The sequence below is a fragment of the Ammoniphilus soli genome (genome assembly GCF_040813775.1).
Window position 1 is genome coordinate 399542 of record NZ_JBEGDL010000001.1, and the last position, 15439, is coordinate 414980.

The 15439-nt window shown below is 43.5% G+C and carries 18 protein-coding genes; all 18 read left to right on the plus strand.

Annotation, left to right across the window (positions count from 1 at the left end; genetic code table 11):
- Positions 1–12: 12 nt before the first annotated feature.
- The 18 genes from ABLT31_RS02125 to rpsB all read left to right on the plus strand — a co-directional run bounded on the left by ABLT31_RS02125 (position 13) and on the right by rpsB (position 15340).
- Positions 13–375 (plus strand): response regulator, encoded by a 363-nt coding sequence (locus ABLT31_RS02125; RefSeq protein WP_367748256.1) that lies wholly within the window; start codon positions 13–15, stop codon positions 373–375.
- Positions 376–386: 11 nt separating this feature from the next.
- Positions 387–1013 (plus strand): flagellar biosynthetic protein FliO, encoded by a 627-nt coding sequence (locus ABLT31_RS02130; RefSeq protein WP_367748258.1) that lies wholly within the window; start codon positions 387–389, stop codon positions 1011–1013.
- Between the two features lie 25 nt (positions 1014–1038).
- A complete protein-coding gene (fliP, locus tag ABLT31_RS02135; RefSeq protein ID WP_367748261.1) occupies positions 1039–1758 on the plus strand; it encodes a flagellar type III secretion system pore protein FliP in 720 nt (239 codons plus the stop codon).
- A gap of 24 nt (positions 1759–1782) precedes the next feature.
- Positions 1783–2052, plus strand: a complete 270-nt coding sequence (fliQ, locus tag ABLT31_RS02140; RefSeq protein WP_367748264.1) for a flagellar biosynthesis protein FliQ — start codon at positions 1783–1785, stop codon at positions 2050–2052.
- A 4-nt stretch (positions 2053–2056) separates the two neighbouring features.
- Entirely contained in the window at positions 2057–2839 is a 783-nt protein-coding gene (fliR, locus tag ABLT31_RS02145) for a flagellar biosynthetic protein FliR (protein WP_367748267.1), read from the plus strand.
- Positions 2840–3934: a flagellar biosynthesis protein FlhB gene (gene flhB, locus ABLT31_RS02150; RefSeq protein WP_367748270.1), complete on the plus strand. Its 1095-nt coding sequence runs from the start codon at positions 2840–2842 to the stop codon at positions 3932–3934.
- A gap of 18 nt (positions 3935–3952) precedes the next feature.
- Positions 3953–5989 (plus strand): flagellar biosynthesis protein FlhA, encoded by a 2037-nt coding sequence (gene flhA / locus ABLT31_RS02155; protein WP_367748272.1) that lies wholly within the window; start codon positions 3953–3955, stop codon positions 5987–5989.
- Positions 5989–7161 carry a flagellar biosynthesis protein FlhF gene (flhF, locus tag ABLT31_RS02160; RefSeq protein ID WP_367748274.1) on the plus strand — a complete coding sequence of 391 codons (1173 nt, stop codon included), beginning with the start codon at positions 5989–5991 and terminating at the stop codon, positions 7159–7161. The genes flhA and flhF overlap by 1 nt, the downstream gene beginning before the upstream one ends.
- Positions 7154–8023, plus strand: a complete 870-nt coding sequence (locus ABLT31_RS02165; protein WP_367748276.1) for a MinD/ParA family protein — start codon at positions 7154–7156, stop codon at positions 8021–8023. The genes flhF and ABLT31_RS02165 overlap by 8 nt, the downstream gene beginning before the upstream one ends.
- Before the next feature lie 14 nt (positions 8024–8037).
- Positions 8038–9108, plus strand: coding sequence for a protein-glutamate methylesterase/protein-glutamine glutaminase (locus ABLT31_RS02170; RefSeq protein WP_367748279.1), 1071 nt, complete (start codon positions 8038–8040; stop codon positions 9106–9108).
- A 30-nt stretch (positions 9109–9138) separates the two neighbouring features.
- Positions 9139–11145, plus strand: coding sequence for a chemotaxis protein CheA (locus tag ABLT31_RS02175; protein ID WP_367748281.1), 2007 nt, complete (start codon positions 9139–9141; stop codon positions 11143–11145).
- Between the two features lie 13 nt (positions 11146–11158).
- The gene (locus ABLT31_RS02180; protein ID WP_367748284.1) at positions 11159–11647 is read left to right on the plus strand and encodes a chemotaxis protein CheW; all 489 of its coding nucleotides are present in this window, start codon (positions 11159–11161) and stop codon (positions 11645–11647) included.
- On the plus strand, positions 11644–12264 hold the full coding sequence (locus ABLT31_RS02185) for a chemotaxis protein CheC (RefSeq protein WP_367748286.1): 621 nt from the start codon (positions 11644–11646) through the stop codon (positions 12262–12264). The genes ABLT31_RS02180 and ABLT31_RS02185 overlap by 4 nt, the downstream gene beginning before the upstream one ends.
- A complete protein-coding gene (locus ABLT31_RS02190; protein WP_367748288.1) occupies positions 12261–12743 on the plus strand; it encodes a chemotaxis protein CheD in 483 nt (160 codons plus the stop codon). Before ABLT31_RS02185 ends, ABLT31_RS02190 begins: the two co-directional genes overlap by 4 nt.
- Positions 12743–13147, plus strand: a complete 405-nt coding sequence (locus ABLT31_RS02195; RefSeq protein WP_367748290.1) for a hypothetical protein — start codon at positions 12743–12745, stop codon at positions 13145–13147. Before ABLT31_RS02190 ends, ABLT31_RS02195 begins: the two co-directional genes overlap by 1 nt.
- Before the next feature lie 34 nt (positions 13148–13181).
- Positions 13182–13952, plus strand: coding sequence for a FliA/WhiG family RNA polymerase sigma factor (locus ABLT31_RS02200; protein ID WP_367748292.1), 771 nt, complete (start codon positions 13182–13184; stop codon positions 13950–13952).
- A 68-nt stretch (positions 13953–14020) separates the two neighbouring features.
- The gene (locus tag ABLT31_RS02205; protein WP_367748295.1) at positions 14021–14473 is read left to right on the plus strand and encodes a DUF6115 domain-containing protein; all 453 of its coding nucleotides are present in this window, start codon (positions 14021–14023) and stop codon (positions 14471–14473) included.
- Positions 14474–14641: 168 nt separating this feature from the next.
- Positions 14642–15340, plus strand: a complete 699-nt coding sequence (gene rpsB / locus ABLT31_RS02210) for a 30S ribosomal protein S2 (RefSeq protein ID WP_367748297.1) — start codon at positions 14642–14644, stop codon at positions 15338–15340.
- The last annotated feature ends 99 nt before the right edge of the window (positions 15341–15439 follow it).

Consider the following 15439-nt stretch of genomic DNA (forward strand, 5'->3'; position numbering starts at 1 on the left):
GGGTTAATAATTATGGCAAATAGTGTATTAATTGTAGACGATGCAGCTTTTATGAGAATGATGATTAAGGAAATTCTGACGAAAAACGGATATACCGTCGTAGGAGAAGCGAGCGATGGGGCACAAGCCGTAGAAAAGTATAAAGAGCTAAAGCCAGATCTAGTGACGATGGACATTACCATGCCAGAGATGGATGGGATTACGGCTTTAAAAGAAATCAAAAAGGTGGATTCCAGTGCCAAGGTCATCATGTGTTCGGCAATGGGCCAACAAGCTATGGTTATAGATGCAATTCAAGCGGGTGCCAAGGACTTTGTCGTAAAACCGTTTCAAGCGGACAGAGTAATTGAGGCGATTAAGAAGACCCTGGCGTAAGGGGTAAGGCCATGTTTTTCTTATCACGGTTGTGCTTCACTATATTGGCTATGACGAACTTGTTTGTTTTCTTGGGGCCTTTTTTGCCCCAAGGGGTATTAGCAGTGAGCGAGCAGCCATCCGTTGAAACGAAATTAGGAGAAGAAATCAATAAAGGACAAATTGGGGCAGTAGGGTCAGATTTTGAGGTGCTGCCCTATCTTTTAAAAGTTGTTTTCTTTCTTATCATCATCGGTTTGCTTATCTACTTCCTCATAAGGTTCCTTTCCAATCAATCAAGGCAGTCTATGGGCGGGCTGCCTTTACGTTTGCTAGGGGGGATTGCCCTGGGACATAATCGATCCGTGCAAGTAGTCCAAGTTGGAGGGAAAGTCTATCTTTTGGGAGTAGGACAAGATGTTCACTTGCTGCACATGATGGAGGATGAAGAGGAAGTAGCTGAGTGGTTGGCTAAACAGGGAGAAACGCCTCGACTATTGGATGCTCTAAACAAGTGGAAGAAAAGAAAAGCAGAAGACACTTCATTTGAATACGTTTTTGAAGAGCAGCTAAACCAGCTGAAGGCCAATCGGTCCTTTGCCGAGCAAAACTTCGAGTATCCTTCGGATCCTAAAGAAGGTAAAGAACATGATATCTAGACTGATAATGCTGATCCCTTTTCTAATGACATTAGTTTTGGGCCTGGGGAATCCCGTGTTTGCTGAAGGTTCGGTTATTCCAGGCTTCGATTTTAATATTGGTACGAGTGATAATCCAGGGGATGTATCAACTACGCTGCAAATTATCTTCCTGATTACCTTGCTTTCCATAGCGCCTGCCTTGCTAGTGCTCATGACCTCATTTACGAGAATTGTGATTGTGCTCTCATTTGTGAGGACGTCCTTAGCTACACAACAGATGCCTCCCAATCAGGTCTTAATTGGCTTAGCTTTATTTCTAACTTTCTTTGTCATGGCTCCCACGTTTTCGGACGTGAATGACGCTGCTTTACAACCCTACTTGGCGGGAGAGATCAGCCAGCAGCAAGCGTTTGAACAAGCCTCTGTTCCTATGAAGGAATTTATGGGCAAGTATACGCGTGAAAAGGATCTTCTGCTTTTTCTGGAGTATCTGCAATTGGAAAAACCTAGTACGATTCAGGATATTCCGTTTACGGCTTTAGTCCCGGCCTATGTAATCAGCGAGTTAAAGACTGCGTTTCAAATGGGATTTATGATTTTTATCCCCTTTCTTGTAATTGATATGATCGTGGCAAGTGTATTAATGGCTATGGGGATGATGATGCTTCCGCCGGTTATGATTTCTTTGCCTTTTAAAATCTTGCTGTTTATTTTGGTTGACGGCTGGCATTTAATTGTTAAATCATTATTAGCCAGTTTTTAGATACCCATGAAGAGGTGAGTCGCATTGTCTCCGGAAGGTGTAATTAATCTGGCGAAAAATTCCGTTTATATGATCCTATTGGTCACTGCTCCTGTCGTAGGAATAGGCCTATTGGTCGGACTGTTAGTCGCCATCTTTCAAGCCACTACTCAAATACAGGAGCAAACTTTAGCTTTTGTTCCAAAGATTGTGGCGATTTTAGTAGCTCTCATTATATTTGGTCCCTGGATGTTAACTCAATTAGTAGACTACACTTATCATATTTTCAATAATTTATATCGGTATATAGGTTGAAAAAATGAACCTTTTTTTTGCGTGGGATTTATTTCCAAGCTTCCTATTGATTTTTGTAAGGCTTACTTCTTATTTCGTAACAGTCCCTATTTTTTCGTCGCGAAATGTTCCGCAGACTGTAAAAATTGGTTTAGCCTTTATGCTAAGTTTAATTACGTTTAGTACCCAAGGCATACAGCCGGTAGGTTTTGATGAAAACTACTTCCTATTGATTCTCAAAGAAGTCGTGATTGGACTGATGCTGGGCTTTATAGGCACCCTTATCTTATTTGCCATTCAAACTGCAGGTGGGTTCATAGATATGCAGATGGGACTTGCCATAGCGAGTGTTATTGACCCTCAGACCGGCATTCATACGCCCTTAATGGGTCAATTTAAATATATTTTAGCCTTACTGTTCTTACTATCTGTGAACGCTCATCATCTTCTTATAAAAGGTATTATCGAAAGTTATAAAATCGTTCCCTTAGACCGGCTGGGATTGAATCTAACCAGCGGAAATGTAACAACAGTGGTCTTAGAAGCCTTTTATCATATGTTTTTATCCGCTTTTATGATTGCCGCACCCCTTGTTGTGTCCTTATTTTTAGTAGATGTTGCCCTGGGGATTGTAGCGAGAACAGTGCCTCAACTCAATATTTTTGTAGTCGGTATACCCATCAAGTTAATGGCAGGGTTCTTGGTGTTAATCGTGGTGCTTCCAGGGTATTTCTTTACTTTAAAAAACCTCTTGCAATCGTTGGTCCAGTCGATGGGAGCTTTATTGAAAGCCATGGGGTGGAGCTAAATGGAGCAGCCAAAATTGTTGATTTCAATCGATTTGCAATATTTCGCAGGGGAAAAAACAGAAAAGGCTACGCCGAAAAAAAAGCAGGAAGCCCGGCAAAAAGGTCAGGTTGCGAAAAGTCAAGAAGTGGCTTCAGCTCTCATCATGCTATCCAGTTTCCTGTTCCTGCTATTTTTAGGCCAATCTATGGGTGCCAATCTCATTCACATGATGAGGGGAACGTTTAGTGAATACCTTCATTGGGATGTAACGATTCATAATGTCCAAGTCGTATTTAACCGTTTATTGTACGATAGTGCACTCATTGTTCTGCCTTTTCTTTTGGTTGCTTTGGCTATGGGGGTGTTTTCTAACTACATACAGATTGGGTTTCTTTTCACAACAGAACCGATAAAGATGAAGCTGGAGAAATTAGATCCTATACAAGGAGCTAAAAGGATCTTTTCCATGAGATCCATCGTGGAGCTTTTAAAGTCGATCCTAAAGATTGTTCTGACTTCTGTCATAGCAATTCTCGTGTTGAGTAAGGCAGTAGATGAAATTATGGTATTATCTCAAACATCTATAGGGAATGTTTTAACCTTAGTGTCTACTTTGACCGTTCAAATTGGGATTTTCATTGCACTGCTTTTGCTCGTCTTATCTGTCCTTGACTACATCTATCAGAAGTTTGAACATGAAAAGGGACTGCGCATGTCCAAGCAGGATATTAAGGATGAGCATAAGAAAACGGAAGGGGACCCCTTAATTAAGGGTAAAATCAAGCAGCGTCAAAGAGAAATGGCAATGAGCCGGATGATGCAGGAAATTCCTAACGCAGATGTAGTAATCACAAATCCTACGCATTTTGCCGTAGCGATTCAATATAATCCACAAGAAATGCAAGCACCCAAGGTAATTGCAAAAGGAAAAGATCTAATAGCTCTTAAGATTAAAGAGATTGCACAAAGAGAAAATGTTATTACGATGGAAAATAGACCTTTGGCTCGAACCTTGTTTGCACAAGTAGAGATTGGACAAGAAGTCCCTGAATCCTTGTTCAAGGCTGTAGCGGAGGTTCTGGCTTATGTCTACCAGTTAAGGAAAAGAGCTTAGGAAGGGAGGGGATAACAAATGAAATTAAAAGATCTTTCAGTTTTATTACTTGTTATAGCAGTTGTCCTCATGATGATTATCCCCTTGCCAACTCTTTTGCTAGATTTTTTCCTAATTATCAATATTTCGTTGTCTCTAATGATTCTTATGGTGGCTATGAACACCAAAGAACCGCTAGATTTCTCCATCTTTCCGACCTTGCTTTTGTTGACGACTATATTTCGTTTGTCCCTGAACGTATCGACGACGCGTTCAATCTTGCAGGATGCGGATGGGGGACATGTTGTTAAGGCCTTTGGTGAATTTGTAGTTGGCGGAAGCCCCGTTATTGGATTTGTAATCTTTATCATCCTAGTTATCATTAACTTCGTTGTTATTACCAAGGGATCTGAAAGGGTTGCTGAAGTTGCTGCACGATTCACCCTGGATGCCATGCCGGGCAAGCAGATGAGCATCGATGCTGATCTGAACGCGGGCATGATTACCGAACACGAAGCTCGGGATCGGCGAAGGAAAGTGGAACGGGAAGCTGACTTTTATGGAGCGATGGACGGGGCCAGTAAGTTCGTCAAAGGTGATGCGATTGCTGGAATTATCATTCTCCTGATCAATGTACTTGGAGGCTTCATCATTGGAATGGCCATCCATGGTATGGGATTTGCGGAGTCCGCTTCCACTTTTACCCTGCTATCGGTAGGGGATGGTTTGGTCAGTTCGATTCCAGCTCTTATCATATCGGTTGCAACGGGTATTATGGTCACGAGGGCGGGATCCGAAGGGAATTTAGGGGATGACATATCAAAGCAATTATTAGCCTATCCCAAGCTTTTATTCGTTGTAGCAGGTACGGTTGCTGCCTTGGGAATTTTTACTCCAATAGGACCTTTCAGCACGATTCCCATTGCCGGGATATTAGTTTTTGGCGGAATGAGGCTCCAGAAAAATCTTCAACAGCGGGAAGAGTTAGCCGCTCAAGCTCCTGCTGAGGATGCGGAAGTGGAACAAGTGAAAAGTCCAGAGAGCGTGCTGGGACTTCTGCACGTGGACCCCATTGAATTTGAATTCGGTTATGGACTTATCCCGCTTGCCGACACGAATCAAGGGGGAGATTTGCTAGACCGAGTCATTATGATCCGCAGGCAATGTGCATTGGAGCTGGGACTGGTTGTGCCAGTTATTCGTATTCGGGATAATATCCAGCTAAGACCTAATCAATACGTCATCAAAATCAAGGGTAATATGATTGCCGGAGGAGAAATCCTGCTTGATCATTACCTTGCTATGAGTCCGGGTATCGAAGATGACAGCGTGATTGGGATAGATACCATTGAACCCTCATTTGGATTGCCAGCCCTTTGGATTTCTGAAGAGGTGAGAGAAAGAGCGGAACTGGCAGGTTACACGGTGGTGGATCCGCCTTCGGTCGTTGCGACCCATCTGTCTGAAGTGATAAAGAAATATGCCCATGAGCTTCTAAGCAGACAGGATACCAAATCACTAGTAGATAATTTGAAGGAACAAGCCCCTGCTCTCGTAGAAGAGGTGCTGCCTTCGATTATGACTATCGGAGATATCCAAAAAGTTCTTCAAAAACTATTGAAGGAAAAGATATCCATTAGGAACCTGCATGCCATTATGGAAGCATTGGCTGATTACGGACAATATACAAAAGATCCGGACCTCTTGACTGAATATGTAAGACAAAGCCTCTCAAGGCAAATTACTTTGCAATACGCTGAGCCAGGACAAACTCTGCATGTTATTACAGCTGGACCTGGTTTAGAGAAAACCATATCCGAATGTGTCCAGCAAACAGAGCAAGGCAGCTATCTTGCTGTCGATCCGGACCTGTCCCAACGGATATATCAGATTTTGTCCGAGCAAGTCCAGCGTTTGATGAATATGGGACATCAACCGATTTTGCTGACATCACCGGCGATTCGAATGTATACGAGACAATTGCTTGAGAGAATGTTTCCGGATCTTCCAGTTCTTTCTTATAGTGAGATTGAAGCAGACATAGAAGTGCAAAGTCTAGGGGTGGTGAACCTGTAATGCGTGTCAAAAGATATGTCGTGGACTCGATGCCTGATGCTCTCCAGAAAATAAAGGCGGATTTAGGAAAAGATGCCATTATCTTGAATACAAAAAACATCAAAACTGGTGGTTTCTTCGGCCTATTTACCAAAAAGCAAATTGAAGTGATAGCCGCGATTGATGTTAATAAAGGTCCAGCTCCTTCAAGCAAGGGCACAAATGCTTCTCCCGCCGCAGAACCAGCGCTTTCTCGGCAAGAGGAGCCTAGAAAGGAAATCCCAACTTATGATCTCAAGTCCATTGTTGCGAAAAAAAGTCCACAGGGCGGGGATTATCAAAGAGAAAAGGGTACGATTGACCAAGCAGGAACAAGTGAGTTGGAGATTTCCTCAAGACTTGATTTTTCATCTCTACGGAAAAGATTAACCAAACAAGATGTAGAAGAACGGTGGATTGAAGAAATCGTTCAACGGATGCAGTCTCGATATAGTTCAGCATTGCTGCAAAGCCATCCGGCTCAGATCCAACATGCAAAATTAGTGATAGAGGAAATGCTGGCAGAAAGACAATCTAGGCAAAGCCTTATAGGAAATGATACGAGTTTGGTTCGGTTTTTTGGACCTACCGGTGTAGGAAAAACAACGACAATTGCTAAATTGGCTGCTGAGGGAGTGCTGAAGCATAAGAGGAAGGTGGGTTTGATCACCACGGACACCTTTCGTATTGGGGCGGTTGATCAGTTGAGGACCTACTCGAATATTCTCAATGTGCCATTAGAAGTTGTTTTTAAACCTGGAGAAATGATCACAGCCCTCGAGAATCTAAAGGCATGTGATCTGATTTTGGTAGATACCGCGGGGAGAAATTACCGAAAGCAGGATTATGCCATGGAACTCGCTCAGTATTTTCCTGCCATATCAGGAGGGGAAAACTATATCGTGCTGAGTCTAACAGCCAAGAACAGTGATATGGTAGAGATTTTGGAAAACTTCAAGTGTCTTCCTTTGGGAAAAGTTATTTTTACCAAGTCGGATGAAACGCAAACCTATGGTTCAATCTTGAATATGGTAATGCGCTATCAACTCTCTCTATCTTATCTGACAACGGGCCAAAATGTCCCTGATGATATCCGCGTTGCCGTTCCGAACAAGGTGGCCAATTTGATTCTAGGAGAAGATAGTTATGTATGATCAAGCACAAGGTTTGCGTGATATTATCAAAAAACAGGCAGATCAGACGCTAAAGCAAACAAGGATCGTTACCGTGACAAGCGGTAAGGGAGGAGTAGGCAAGTCCAACTTTTCTTTGAACTTTGCACTCGGATTGATAGCGGAAGGAAAAAAAGTCGTTGTCCTTGACGTGGACCTCGGATTAGCCAATATCGAAGTTCTCATGGGTGTTTCTCCTAAGAGTTACTTGCTAGATTTAATAGAACAGGATAAATCCATTTGGGATGTATTGGAGAAGGGGCCGAACGGTCTGGAATTTATTTCTGGCGGTACGGGTTTCAGTCACCTATTGGAATTGAATGAGGTCCAGCTCAATCGGTTCTTTGAGAAGATGGCAGCTTTGAACGGATATGCTGATTTTGTCATCATCGACACGGGTGCTGGTTTAACGAAGCAGTCCCTAAGCTTTATTATGGCCGCTGATGATGTTGTGCTAGTAACTACGCCTGAACCGACTTCCATTACGGATGCTTATGCGGTAGTCAAGCTAGTTCAAGCAACCGAGCCGAATGTTCAATTTAAAATGGTAGTGAATAGGGTAGGGAGTCCCCGTGAAGGAAAAATGGCTTTTGATAAACTAGCTTTAGTCTCTAAAAAGTTTTTAAATCTAGACATAACCTCTCTCGGGTATATGCATGATGACAGTCACGTGCCTCGAGCAGTAAAGCAGCAAACTCCATTCCTTCTGGCTTACCCGGGGGCTATTGCATCGCTGGGGATGAAGGACTTGGTGCACAGTTACCTGGAAGGGACTATACAATCGATTTATGTCCCGCGAGGAGTAAAAGGCTTCCTTAAGAGGATGATCAGCCATATGAGGTAGAGAGGGGGGAAGACATGAAAAAAATCAGAGTTTTGGTTGTTGACGATTCTGCTTTTATGAGAAAGGTGATATCAGACATCCTATCTCAAGATCCTAAAATTGAAGTAGTAGATAAAGCAAGGAATGGATTAGAAGGAATTGAAAAAGTGAAGCAATTATCACCTGATGTGGTGACGATGGATGTCGAGATGCCGGCTATGAATGGGCTCGAAGCCCTGGATTATCTGATGAAGCATCATCCGGTGCCGGTCATTATGTTAAGCAGTTTAACCCAAGAAGGAGCATCGGCAACGATTAAAGCCCTGGAACTTGGTGCCGTTGATTTTATCCCGAAGCCATCAGGCTCTATATCATTAGATATCCATAAGGTGGAAGACCAAATAGTAGCAAAAGTAAAGGCAGCCGCAGGAGCGAATTTAAATAGGCACCTTTTTCTATCTTCCTCTCCTGTTAAACAAACGGGCTACAAAATAAAAGCTTTATCGAGTCAAAATGAACTGCCCAAATTAATACTTATAGGTACCTCTACAGGAGGTCCAAAAGCACTTCAGATCGTACTTGCTTCATTGCCATCAAATTTGCCGGCTGCCATTCTCATTGTGCAGCATATGCCATCTGGCTTTACTAAGTCATTGTCTCAACGTCTCAATTCGATTTGCGACATCCAGGTGATGGAGGCTGAGGACGGTATGGTAATTAACAGGGGAAGCGCCTATATAGCACCAGGTGACTATCATATGGAGCTGAAAAGAAAAAGTTCAGGCTCACTAGTTATCAGATTAAATCAGACAGAGCCTAAGTCAGGGCATAGGCCTTCTGTGGATATGCTTTTTGAATCGGTAGCACAGCTGGATTATCCCGATACATATGCCGTTGTGATGACGGGAATGGGAAGCGATGGTACGAAAGGAATTAAAGCATTAAAGACTACGCGGGGATGTAAAGAGGTAATTGCCGAAGATGAAAGTACTTGTGTCGTATTCGGCATGCCGAAGGCAGCAATTGCATCGGGAAATGTGGATACCGTTCTCCCTTTACCCAAGATAGGGGATTATCTGGCTAAACTATTCCAAGTGCAGGACTAAACTGAGGACTGAATAGCGGGGGGCACAATCATGGATATGGAACAATATCTGGATATGTTTATAGAGGAATCGAAAGAACACCTGCAAGCCATTAATGAAAACTTATTGCGTCTCGAGGATCAGCCTGACAGTACGGGCATTGTCAATGATATTTTTCGCTCTGCCCATACGATTAAAGGGATGTCAGCCACGATGGGCTTTGAAGATATGGCTAACCTGACCCATGAGATGGAAAATGTGCTAGATCAAGTACGCAATGGAAAACTGACAGTTCAAGCAGGGACAATGGATATTCTATTCCGATGCGTGGATATTCTAGAATCCATTCTCTTATCCATTTCCCAAGGCGGAGACGGACGCCATGATGTGACTGCGGTTGTCCTAGATCTGCGAAAGATCTTATCTGGGGAACTTATTTTTGAAGCGAAAATAGCAGAGTCCCCTTCTGGCGGTGGGGCAGGTCTTGAGTTTGATGACTACGCATGGACTGTTATTGCGCAGTCTATCGATTCAGGGTATGGAGCCTATCAGATAGAAACCGTGGTCCGAGAAGATTGTGTTCTAAAAGCTGCCCGTGCCTATATGGTTTTTGATCAATTAGAGTCTTGCGGAGAGATTATCAAAGCAAGCCCTAGTGTTGAAGAATTGGAACAGGAAAAATTTGACCAGGCTTTTCAAGTAGTTCTTGTCACGAAAAAAACGAAAGAAGAATTAGAGAAGGTTGTGCTGAGTGTTTCTGAGATTGCTTCTGTATCCATTCAGGCTATTGAGGCTTTACCAAAAAATCAAGAGATACCTTCTGAAGAAATGCCGCTGGAAGAGATAGTCCATAAGGCAGAGGCAGCCGTACATGAAAAAGCGAGCGTTCAGAAAAAGGTATCTGGCGGCAAAACGATACGGGTAGATATTGAAAGACTGGACGTACTCATGAACCTGTTTAGCGAACTGGTAATTGATCGCGGACGCTTGGAGCAGCTTTCAAGAGATTCCAAGAATCCGGCTCTTATTGAAACGGTTGAGCACATGAGCAGGATTTCAGGCGATTTGCAAAATATCATCTTAAATATGCGAATGGTTCCAGTCGAGCAGGTTTTCAATCGTTTCCCTAGGATGGTAAGAGATTTGGCAAAAGATTTGAATAAAAAGGTCAACCTGATCATCGAGGGAGCAGAAACGGAGCTAGACCGCACGGTAATTGATGAGATTGGGGATCCTCTTGTCCACCTTTTGCGGAACTCGATTGACCATGGCATGGAGTCTACTGAAGAGCGAATCAGGGTTGGCAAGGAGGAAACGGGAAAAGTTTTGCTCAAAGCCTACCATAGCGGGAATCATGTCTTTATTGAAGTCATGGATGATGGCAAAGGCATAGATCGGCAAAAGATCCTGAAAAAGGCTAAAGAAAAAGGGATCATCCAGGATCAGCAGGCTGCAAGTATGTCAGATAGCCAGGTATATGAGCTATTGTTTGCATCCGGGCTAAGCACTGCCGAGAAGATCACAGATGTTTCAGGTAGGGGTGTAGGACTCGATGTCGTCAAGACAAAGATCGAATCTTTAGGGGGAGCTGTGAGCGTTGACTCCAGCTTAGGTCAAGGGACGACCTTCCTGATCCAACTGCCTTTGACTCTATCTATCATTTCGGCCATGCTTGTCGAAGTGGAACGAGAAAAGTTTGCTGTTCCTTTGAGTTCCATTATCGAAACAGCGGTTTTTAGAAAAGAACAAATTATGCGTGCGCACCAGCAAGATGTGATTGATTTTAGGGGAAGGGTAGTACCGCTTGTATCGCTGAAAAAGATTTTTCAGATCCCGGATGGTTTGAGCGAGAATAAAAGGGATGAGATTTCCGTTGTCATTGTCCGCAAGGGGGATAAGATGGCTGGTTTGGTAGTCGATTCCTTTATCGGACAGCAGGAAATAGTTTTAAAATCCTTAGGCAAATATCTTGTGAATGTATTTGCCATTTCAGGAGCAACCATTCTGGGGGATGGCCAAGTGGCGCTCATCATCGATTGCAACGCACTAATCAAATAAAGGAGGAAAGTACATGCAACCCAATCACAATGATGTAGCGGAAGAAGTGAAGGTGATTGTGTTTCGCTTGCAGGATGAGGAATATGGGGTAGATGTTCACCAAGTCAAGTCCATAGAGCGGCTAGAAACGATTACACGCGTGCCGAAGACCCCTCCGTTCGTTAAAGGGGTAATCAATTTGAGGGGGATTGTTACGCCAATCATTGATTTGCGTGAACGATTCGGACTTTCGGACACATCGCTTACAGAGGCTACGAGGATTATCATCGTTTCTGTCAATGGGTTAGAGATGGGTTTAATTGTCGATTCGGCTACGGACGTCATTGATGTGCCGGTTCATGCTATCGAACCTCCGCCGCGGATCGTGGGGGGCATTGAAGCTGTATATCTTAAGGGGGTCGCAAAGCTAGAAAAAAGATTATTGATATTGTTGAATTTAAATATGGTTCTGGATACTGCGGAATTAAAGCAGCTGGAAACGATGGAAGGTAGAATAGGATGAGCAAGGAGTTTGTTCATTTTGGGGAATTTCAATTTGACGTATTGAAGGAAATCGGAAATATCGGTGCGGGTCATGCAGCGACGGCACTGTCGAAGCTTATTTCAAAAGAAATCGATATGCAGGTCCCTCAGGTACAAATTGTCGGCTTTAATGATATCGCCGATTGCGTTGGCGGTGCGGAAAATGTAGTCGCTGCTGTATTTCTTCGCATATTGGGAGATATTCCTGGAAACATGTTTTTCCTTATGAGCTTAAAATCGGCCAATAGCCTAATTAAGGAAACCCTTGGCATGGAGCCGGCGGATGGGCAACTAACGGAACTCGAACGATCGGCGTTATGTGAAATCGGAAATATCCTCATTGGCTCGTATCTCTCATCGTTAGCCGATTTTACGCAGTTGAATCTACAGCCCTCTGTACCTTCTCTAGCCATTGATATGGCAGGCGCTATCCTCAGCTATGGCCTAATCGAGCTTGGACAATCGGGGGATTTCGCCCTTGCGATAGATACGGTCTTTTTCGAAGGAAATGAAGAGGTTCAAGGTCATTTCTTTTTGCTTCCAGATCCAGCTTACTTAGGGAAAATATTTTCTGCACTAGGAGTGCCGTTAGAATGAATATAGTGAAAGTGGGAATGGCTGATCTAAACGTGGCAGGTTCTCCTGATCGTATCCGGACGACAGGACTTGGGTCATGCGTAGGCGTAACGCTGTTTGATCAATTGACAAAAGTAGGGGGAATGGCTCATGTCATGCTTCCTTCTTCTACGCTCGGAAAAGGTGAAGTCAATATAGCGAAGTATGCCGATACCGCAATCCCTAAATTAATAAGCGATATGGAAAAGCGGGGAGCCAATCGCAGGAGATTAGTGGCGAAACTGGCTGGGGGCGCACAAATGTTTTCCTTTTCATCTTCAAGCGACATTATGCGAATTGGCCCCCGAAATGTGGAAGCCTGTAAAGAAGCGCTAAAAAAAGAAGGGATTCGCGTATTATCTGAAGATACTGGAGGAAATTGGGGGCGTACGATTGAAATAGACTGTTCAACGGGAAGCCTCCATATCCGTACAGTGAATCAGGGAGTGAAGGAAATCTGATGGGAAAGTATGGTGTTCATGCGGCGGTAGGAACTTTTGCCTTTCTCTTTACTCTGTTGATTTCCATAGGTAATAATACGTTTGCTACTTCCATGGTGCGTGCTTTTTACGGATTTATTATTTTTTTTATAGTCATGTTTCCGATTAGCTGGTTTTTCCGAAGAAAAGGTTCTCATGAACCTCCTGTTGAGGTTAAGGCAGGCCAAAACGTCAACGTACAAACGCCAGAAGATGATTTGCTCAAACAACTCTCAGCGGACAAGCTGGCGGAACGCCCCATAAATGCTGAGTCGAAGGAATTTGTTCCTTTAGCCCCGCCAACTATAAGAAAAAAGACAGACAAAGGATCTGCGATGGATGCAGAAGAAATAGCCAATGCTGTACGGATCCTTTCCAACCAGTAGCAAACAATGATGACTAGGGAGGGAGGTTGGATAAATGGCACGCACGGGCGAAAAGAAAGCTTTGAACGTAGAACTGTGGAGGCGCTGGAGGCTGCGGAAGGATCGTGAAGCGGAAGAAGAGCTCATTAAAAGTTACTTGCCTCTCGTTAGTTACGTGGTAGGCCGGCTGTCGATGGGGCTGCCGGGAACCGTTGATAAGGGAGACTTACAAAGCTTTGGCCATCTTGGGTTAATGGATGCGATGAGAAAGTTTGACTTTGAGCGAGGACTCCAATTTGAAACCTATGCCATGTGGCGAATCCGCGGAGCGATCATGGACGGTTTGAGAGAGTGCGACACGATTCCCAGGTCCGCTCGGGATAAGGCAAAAAAAATAGAGGAAGCCTATTTGGTACTTGAACAGCAGCAATTGCGAACCGTATCAGATAAGGAGATCAGTGAATATTTAGGGATCTCGGAAAAGGATTTAGGGCAGGCATTTTCAGATGCTTCCTTTGCAAGCCTTCTTTCCTTGGATGAACCGATCCATGAAGAAGAGGAGCAAAAAAACTCGAGACAGTCTTTCGTGGTCGATGAGAAGGCGAAAGATCCACAGAAGGCTCTAGATGAAGCGGTCCAAAAACAATTTTTGGCCGAGGCCATAGATCAATTGTCGGAAAAAGAAAGGACGGTCGTATCCTTGTTCTATTATGAAGAGTTGACTTTGACAGAGATTGCGGAAATTATGAGCCTTTCTCCCTCTCGTATCTCCCAAATCCATTCCAAAGCCTTATTGCGGATACGAACGTTATTGAATAAAGGATAAAAGTGCAGTGATTTTATTTTAAAAAAAGAGGTGATGACCATGGAAGGATGGATATACCTAACACTCGTATGCGGTATATTCATTGGAATGGTCCTTTTTTTTTTTCAAGGAAAAAAAGGGCAGAACAGCAAACGGTTCAGATGATGCAATCCTTCGCCAATGAGCTGGTGTCCGAGAATCAGAGGCTCATGCAGACCATGATTGAAATGAATAAAAAGACAGAGGATAAAATAGCGCAGCTTCAATGGGGACTGAAACAATTAGAGAACCGAATGGCTTTGTTGGAAGAGCAGCCCCTTATGCCAGACGAATCTCTGGCAACAAGCGAGGGGGGATTGGCTCTTGGTCATTCGACTCAGGAGGCAGCGAGAACTAGCCAAGACATTTTACATTTGCGAAACCGCTATAAAGAAGTATTCGATTTATGCAATCAGGGCTATACTATTGAAGAAATATCCAAGGAGTTAGGATATGGGAAAGGAGAATTGGAGTTAATTCTTCAACTGGCGGGCCACCGCTAAATTCTGTTGATGGACGGGTTGCTTTTCAAAAGTACATATGTTATAGTTATCAACGGTGTAAAAATACACACGTTTGCCAATTCAATGAAGGGTGCTATCCATGGATAGTCTTGATTGAAAATGAGGTGAACGGAGGAAAATAAAAACCATTGAAGGAGGTGCGTGAAGATGGCAGTTATTTCTATGAAACAATTGCTTGAAGCAGGTGTTCACTTTGGACATCAAACTCGTCGTTGGAACCCAAAAATGGCGAAATACATCTTCACTGAAAGAAACGGAATTTACATTATCGATTTGCAGAAAACTGTAAAGAAGGTCGAAGAAGCTTATAACTTCGTCCGCGATCTTGGAGCTAACGGAGGAAAGATTCTTTTCGTTGGAACCAAGAAGCAAGCTCAGGATTCTGTGAAGGAAGAAGCAGAACGCAGTGGAATGTACTATATCAACCAACGCTGGTTGGGTGGTACTTTAACTAACTTCTCTACCATTCAGAAGCGTATCAATCGTCTTCATGAATTGGAGCAATGGGAAACTGACGGTACTTTTGAAGTGTTGCCTAAGAAAGAAGTTATTCTTCTTCGCAAGGAAAAGGAACGCCTTGAGAAATTCCTGGGCGGTATCAGTCATATGCGCGAACTTCCTGATGCAATGTTTATCATTGACCCTCGCAAAGAGCGTATCGCTGTTGCTGAGGCACGGAAGTTAGGTATCCCGATTGTAGCGATTGTTGATACCAACTGCGATCCAGATGAAATTGATTATGTAATTCCTGGAAATGATGATGCGATTCGTGCGGTTAAGCTATTGACTGCTAAAGTTGCAGATGCGATCATTGAAGGTAATCAAGGTGAACAAACAACTGCGTAAGGCGTAAGATTTAAGGGTGGCCTAAGGGTGTAGTAACCCTTACCACCCTTTTTCTATGATTTAATGAATAACCACTACTTTAATACATATGATGAAGGA

Bases quoted from the DNA above. Each gene is read 5' to 3' on its own strand.
- ABLT31_RS02125 (WP_367748256.1), top strand. From the start codon at position 13: ATGGCAAATAGTGTATTAATTGTAGACGATGCAGCTTTTATGAGAATG.
- ABLT31_RS02130 (WP_367748258.1), top strand. From the start codon at position 387: ATGTTTTTCTTATCACGGTTGTGCTTCACTATATTGGCTATGACGAAC.
- fliP (WP_367748261.1), top strand. From the start codon at position 1,039: ATGACATTAGTTTTGGGCCTGGGGAATCCCGTGTTTGCTGAAGGTTCG.
- fliR (WP_367748267.1), top strand. From the start codon at position 2,057: ATGAACCTTTTTTTTGCGTGGGATTTATTTCCAAGCTTCCTATTGATT.
- flhB (WP_367748270.1), top strand. From the start codon at position 2,840: ATGGAGCAGCCAAAATTGTTGATTTCAATCGATTTGCAATATTTCGCA.
- flhA (WP_367748272.1), top strand. From the start codon at position 3,953: ATGAAATTAAAAGATCTTTCAGTTTTATTACTTGTTATAGCAGTTGTC.
- flhF (WP_367748274.1), top strand. From the start codon at position 5,989: ATGCGTGTCAAAAGATATGTCGTGGACTCGATGCCTGATGCTCTCCAG.
- ABLT31_RS02165 (WP_367748276.1), top strand. From the start codon at position 7,154: ATGTATGATCAAGCACAAGGTTTGCGTGATATTATCAAAAAACAGGCA.
- ABLT31_RS02170 (WP_367748279.1), top strand. From the start codon at position 8,038: ATGAAAAAAATCAGAGTTTTGGTTGTTGACGATTCTGCTTTTATGAGA.
- ABLT31_RS02175 (WP_367748281.1), top strand. From the start codon at position 9,139: ATGGATATGGAACAATATCTGGATATGTTTATAGAGGAATCGAAAGAA.
- ABLT31_RS02180 (WP_367748284.1), top strand. From the start codon at position 11,159: ATGCAACCCAATCACAATGATGTAGCGGAAGAAGTGAAGGTGATTGTG.
- ABLT31_RS02185 (WP_367748286.1), top strand. From the start codon at position 11,644: ATGAGCAAGGAGTTTGTTCATTTTGGGGAATTTCAATTTGACGTATTG.
- ABLT31_RS02190 (WP_367748288.1), top strand. From the start codon at position 12,261: ATGAATATAGTGAAAGTGGGAATGGCTGATCTAAACGTGGCAGGTTCT.
- ABLT31_RS02195 (WP_367748290.1), top strand. From the start codon at position 12,743: ATGGGAAAGTATGGTGTTCATGCGGCGGTAGGAACTTTTGCCTTTCTC.
- ABLT31_RS02200 (WP_367748292.1), top strand. From the start codon at position 13,182: ATGGCACGCACGGGCGAAAAGAAAGCTTTGAACGTAGAACTGTGGAGG.
- ABLT31_RS02205 (WP_367748295.1), top strand. From the start codon at position 14,021: ATGCGGTATATTCATTGGAATGGTCCTTTTTTTTTTTCAAGGAAAAAA.
- rpsB (WP_367748297.1), top strand. From the start codon at position 14,642: ATGGCAGTTATTTCTATGAAACAATTGCTTGAAGCAGGTGTTCACTTT.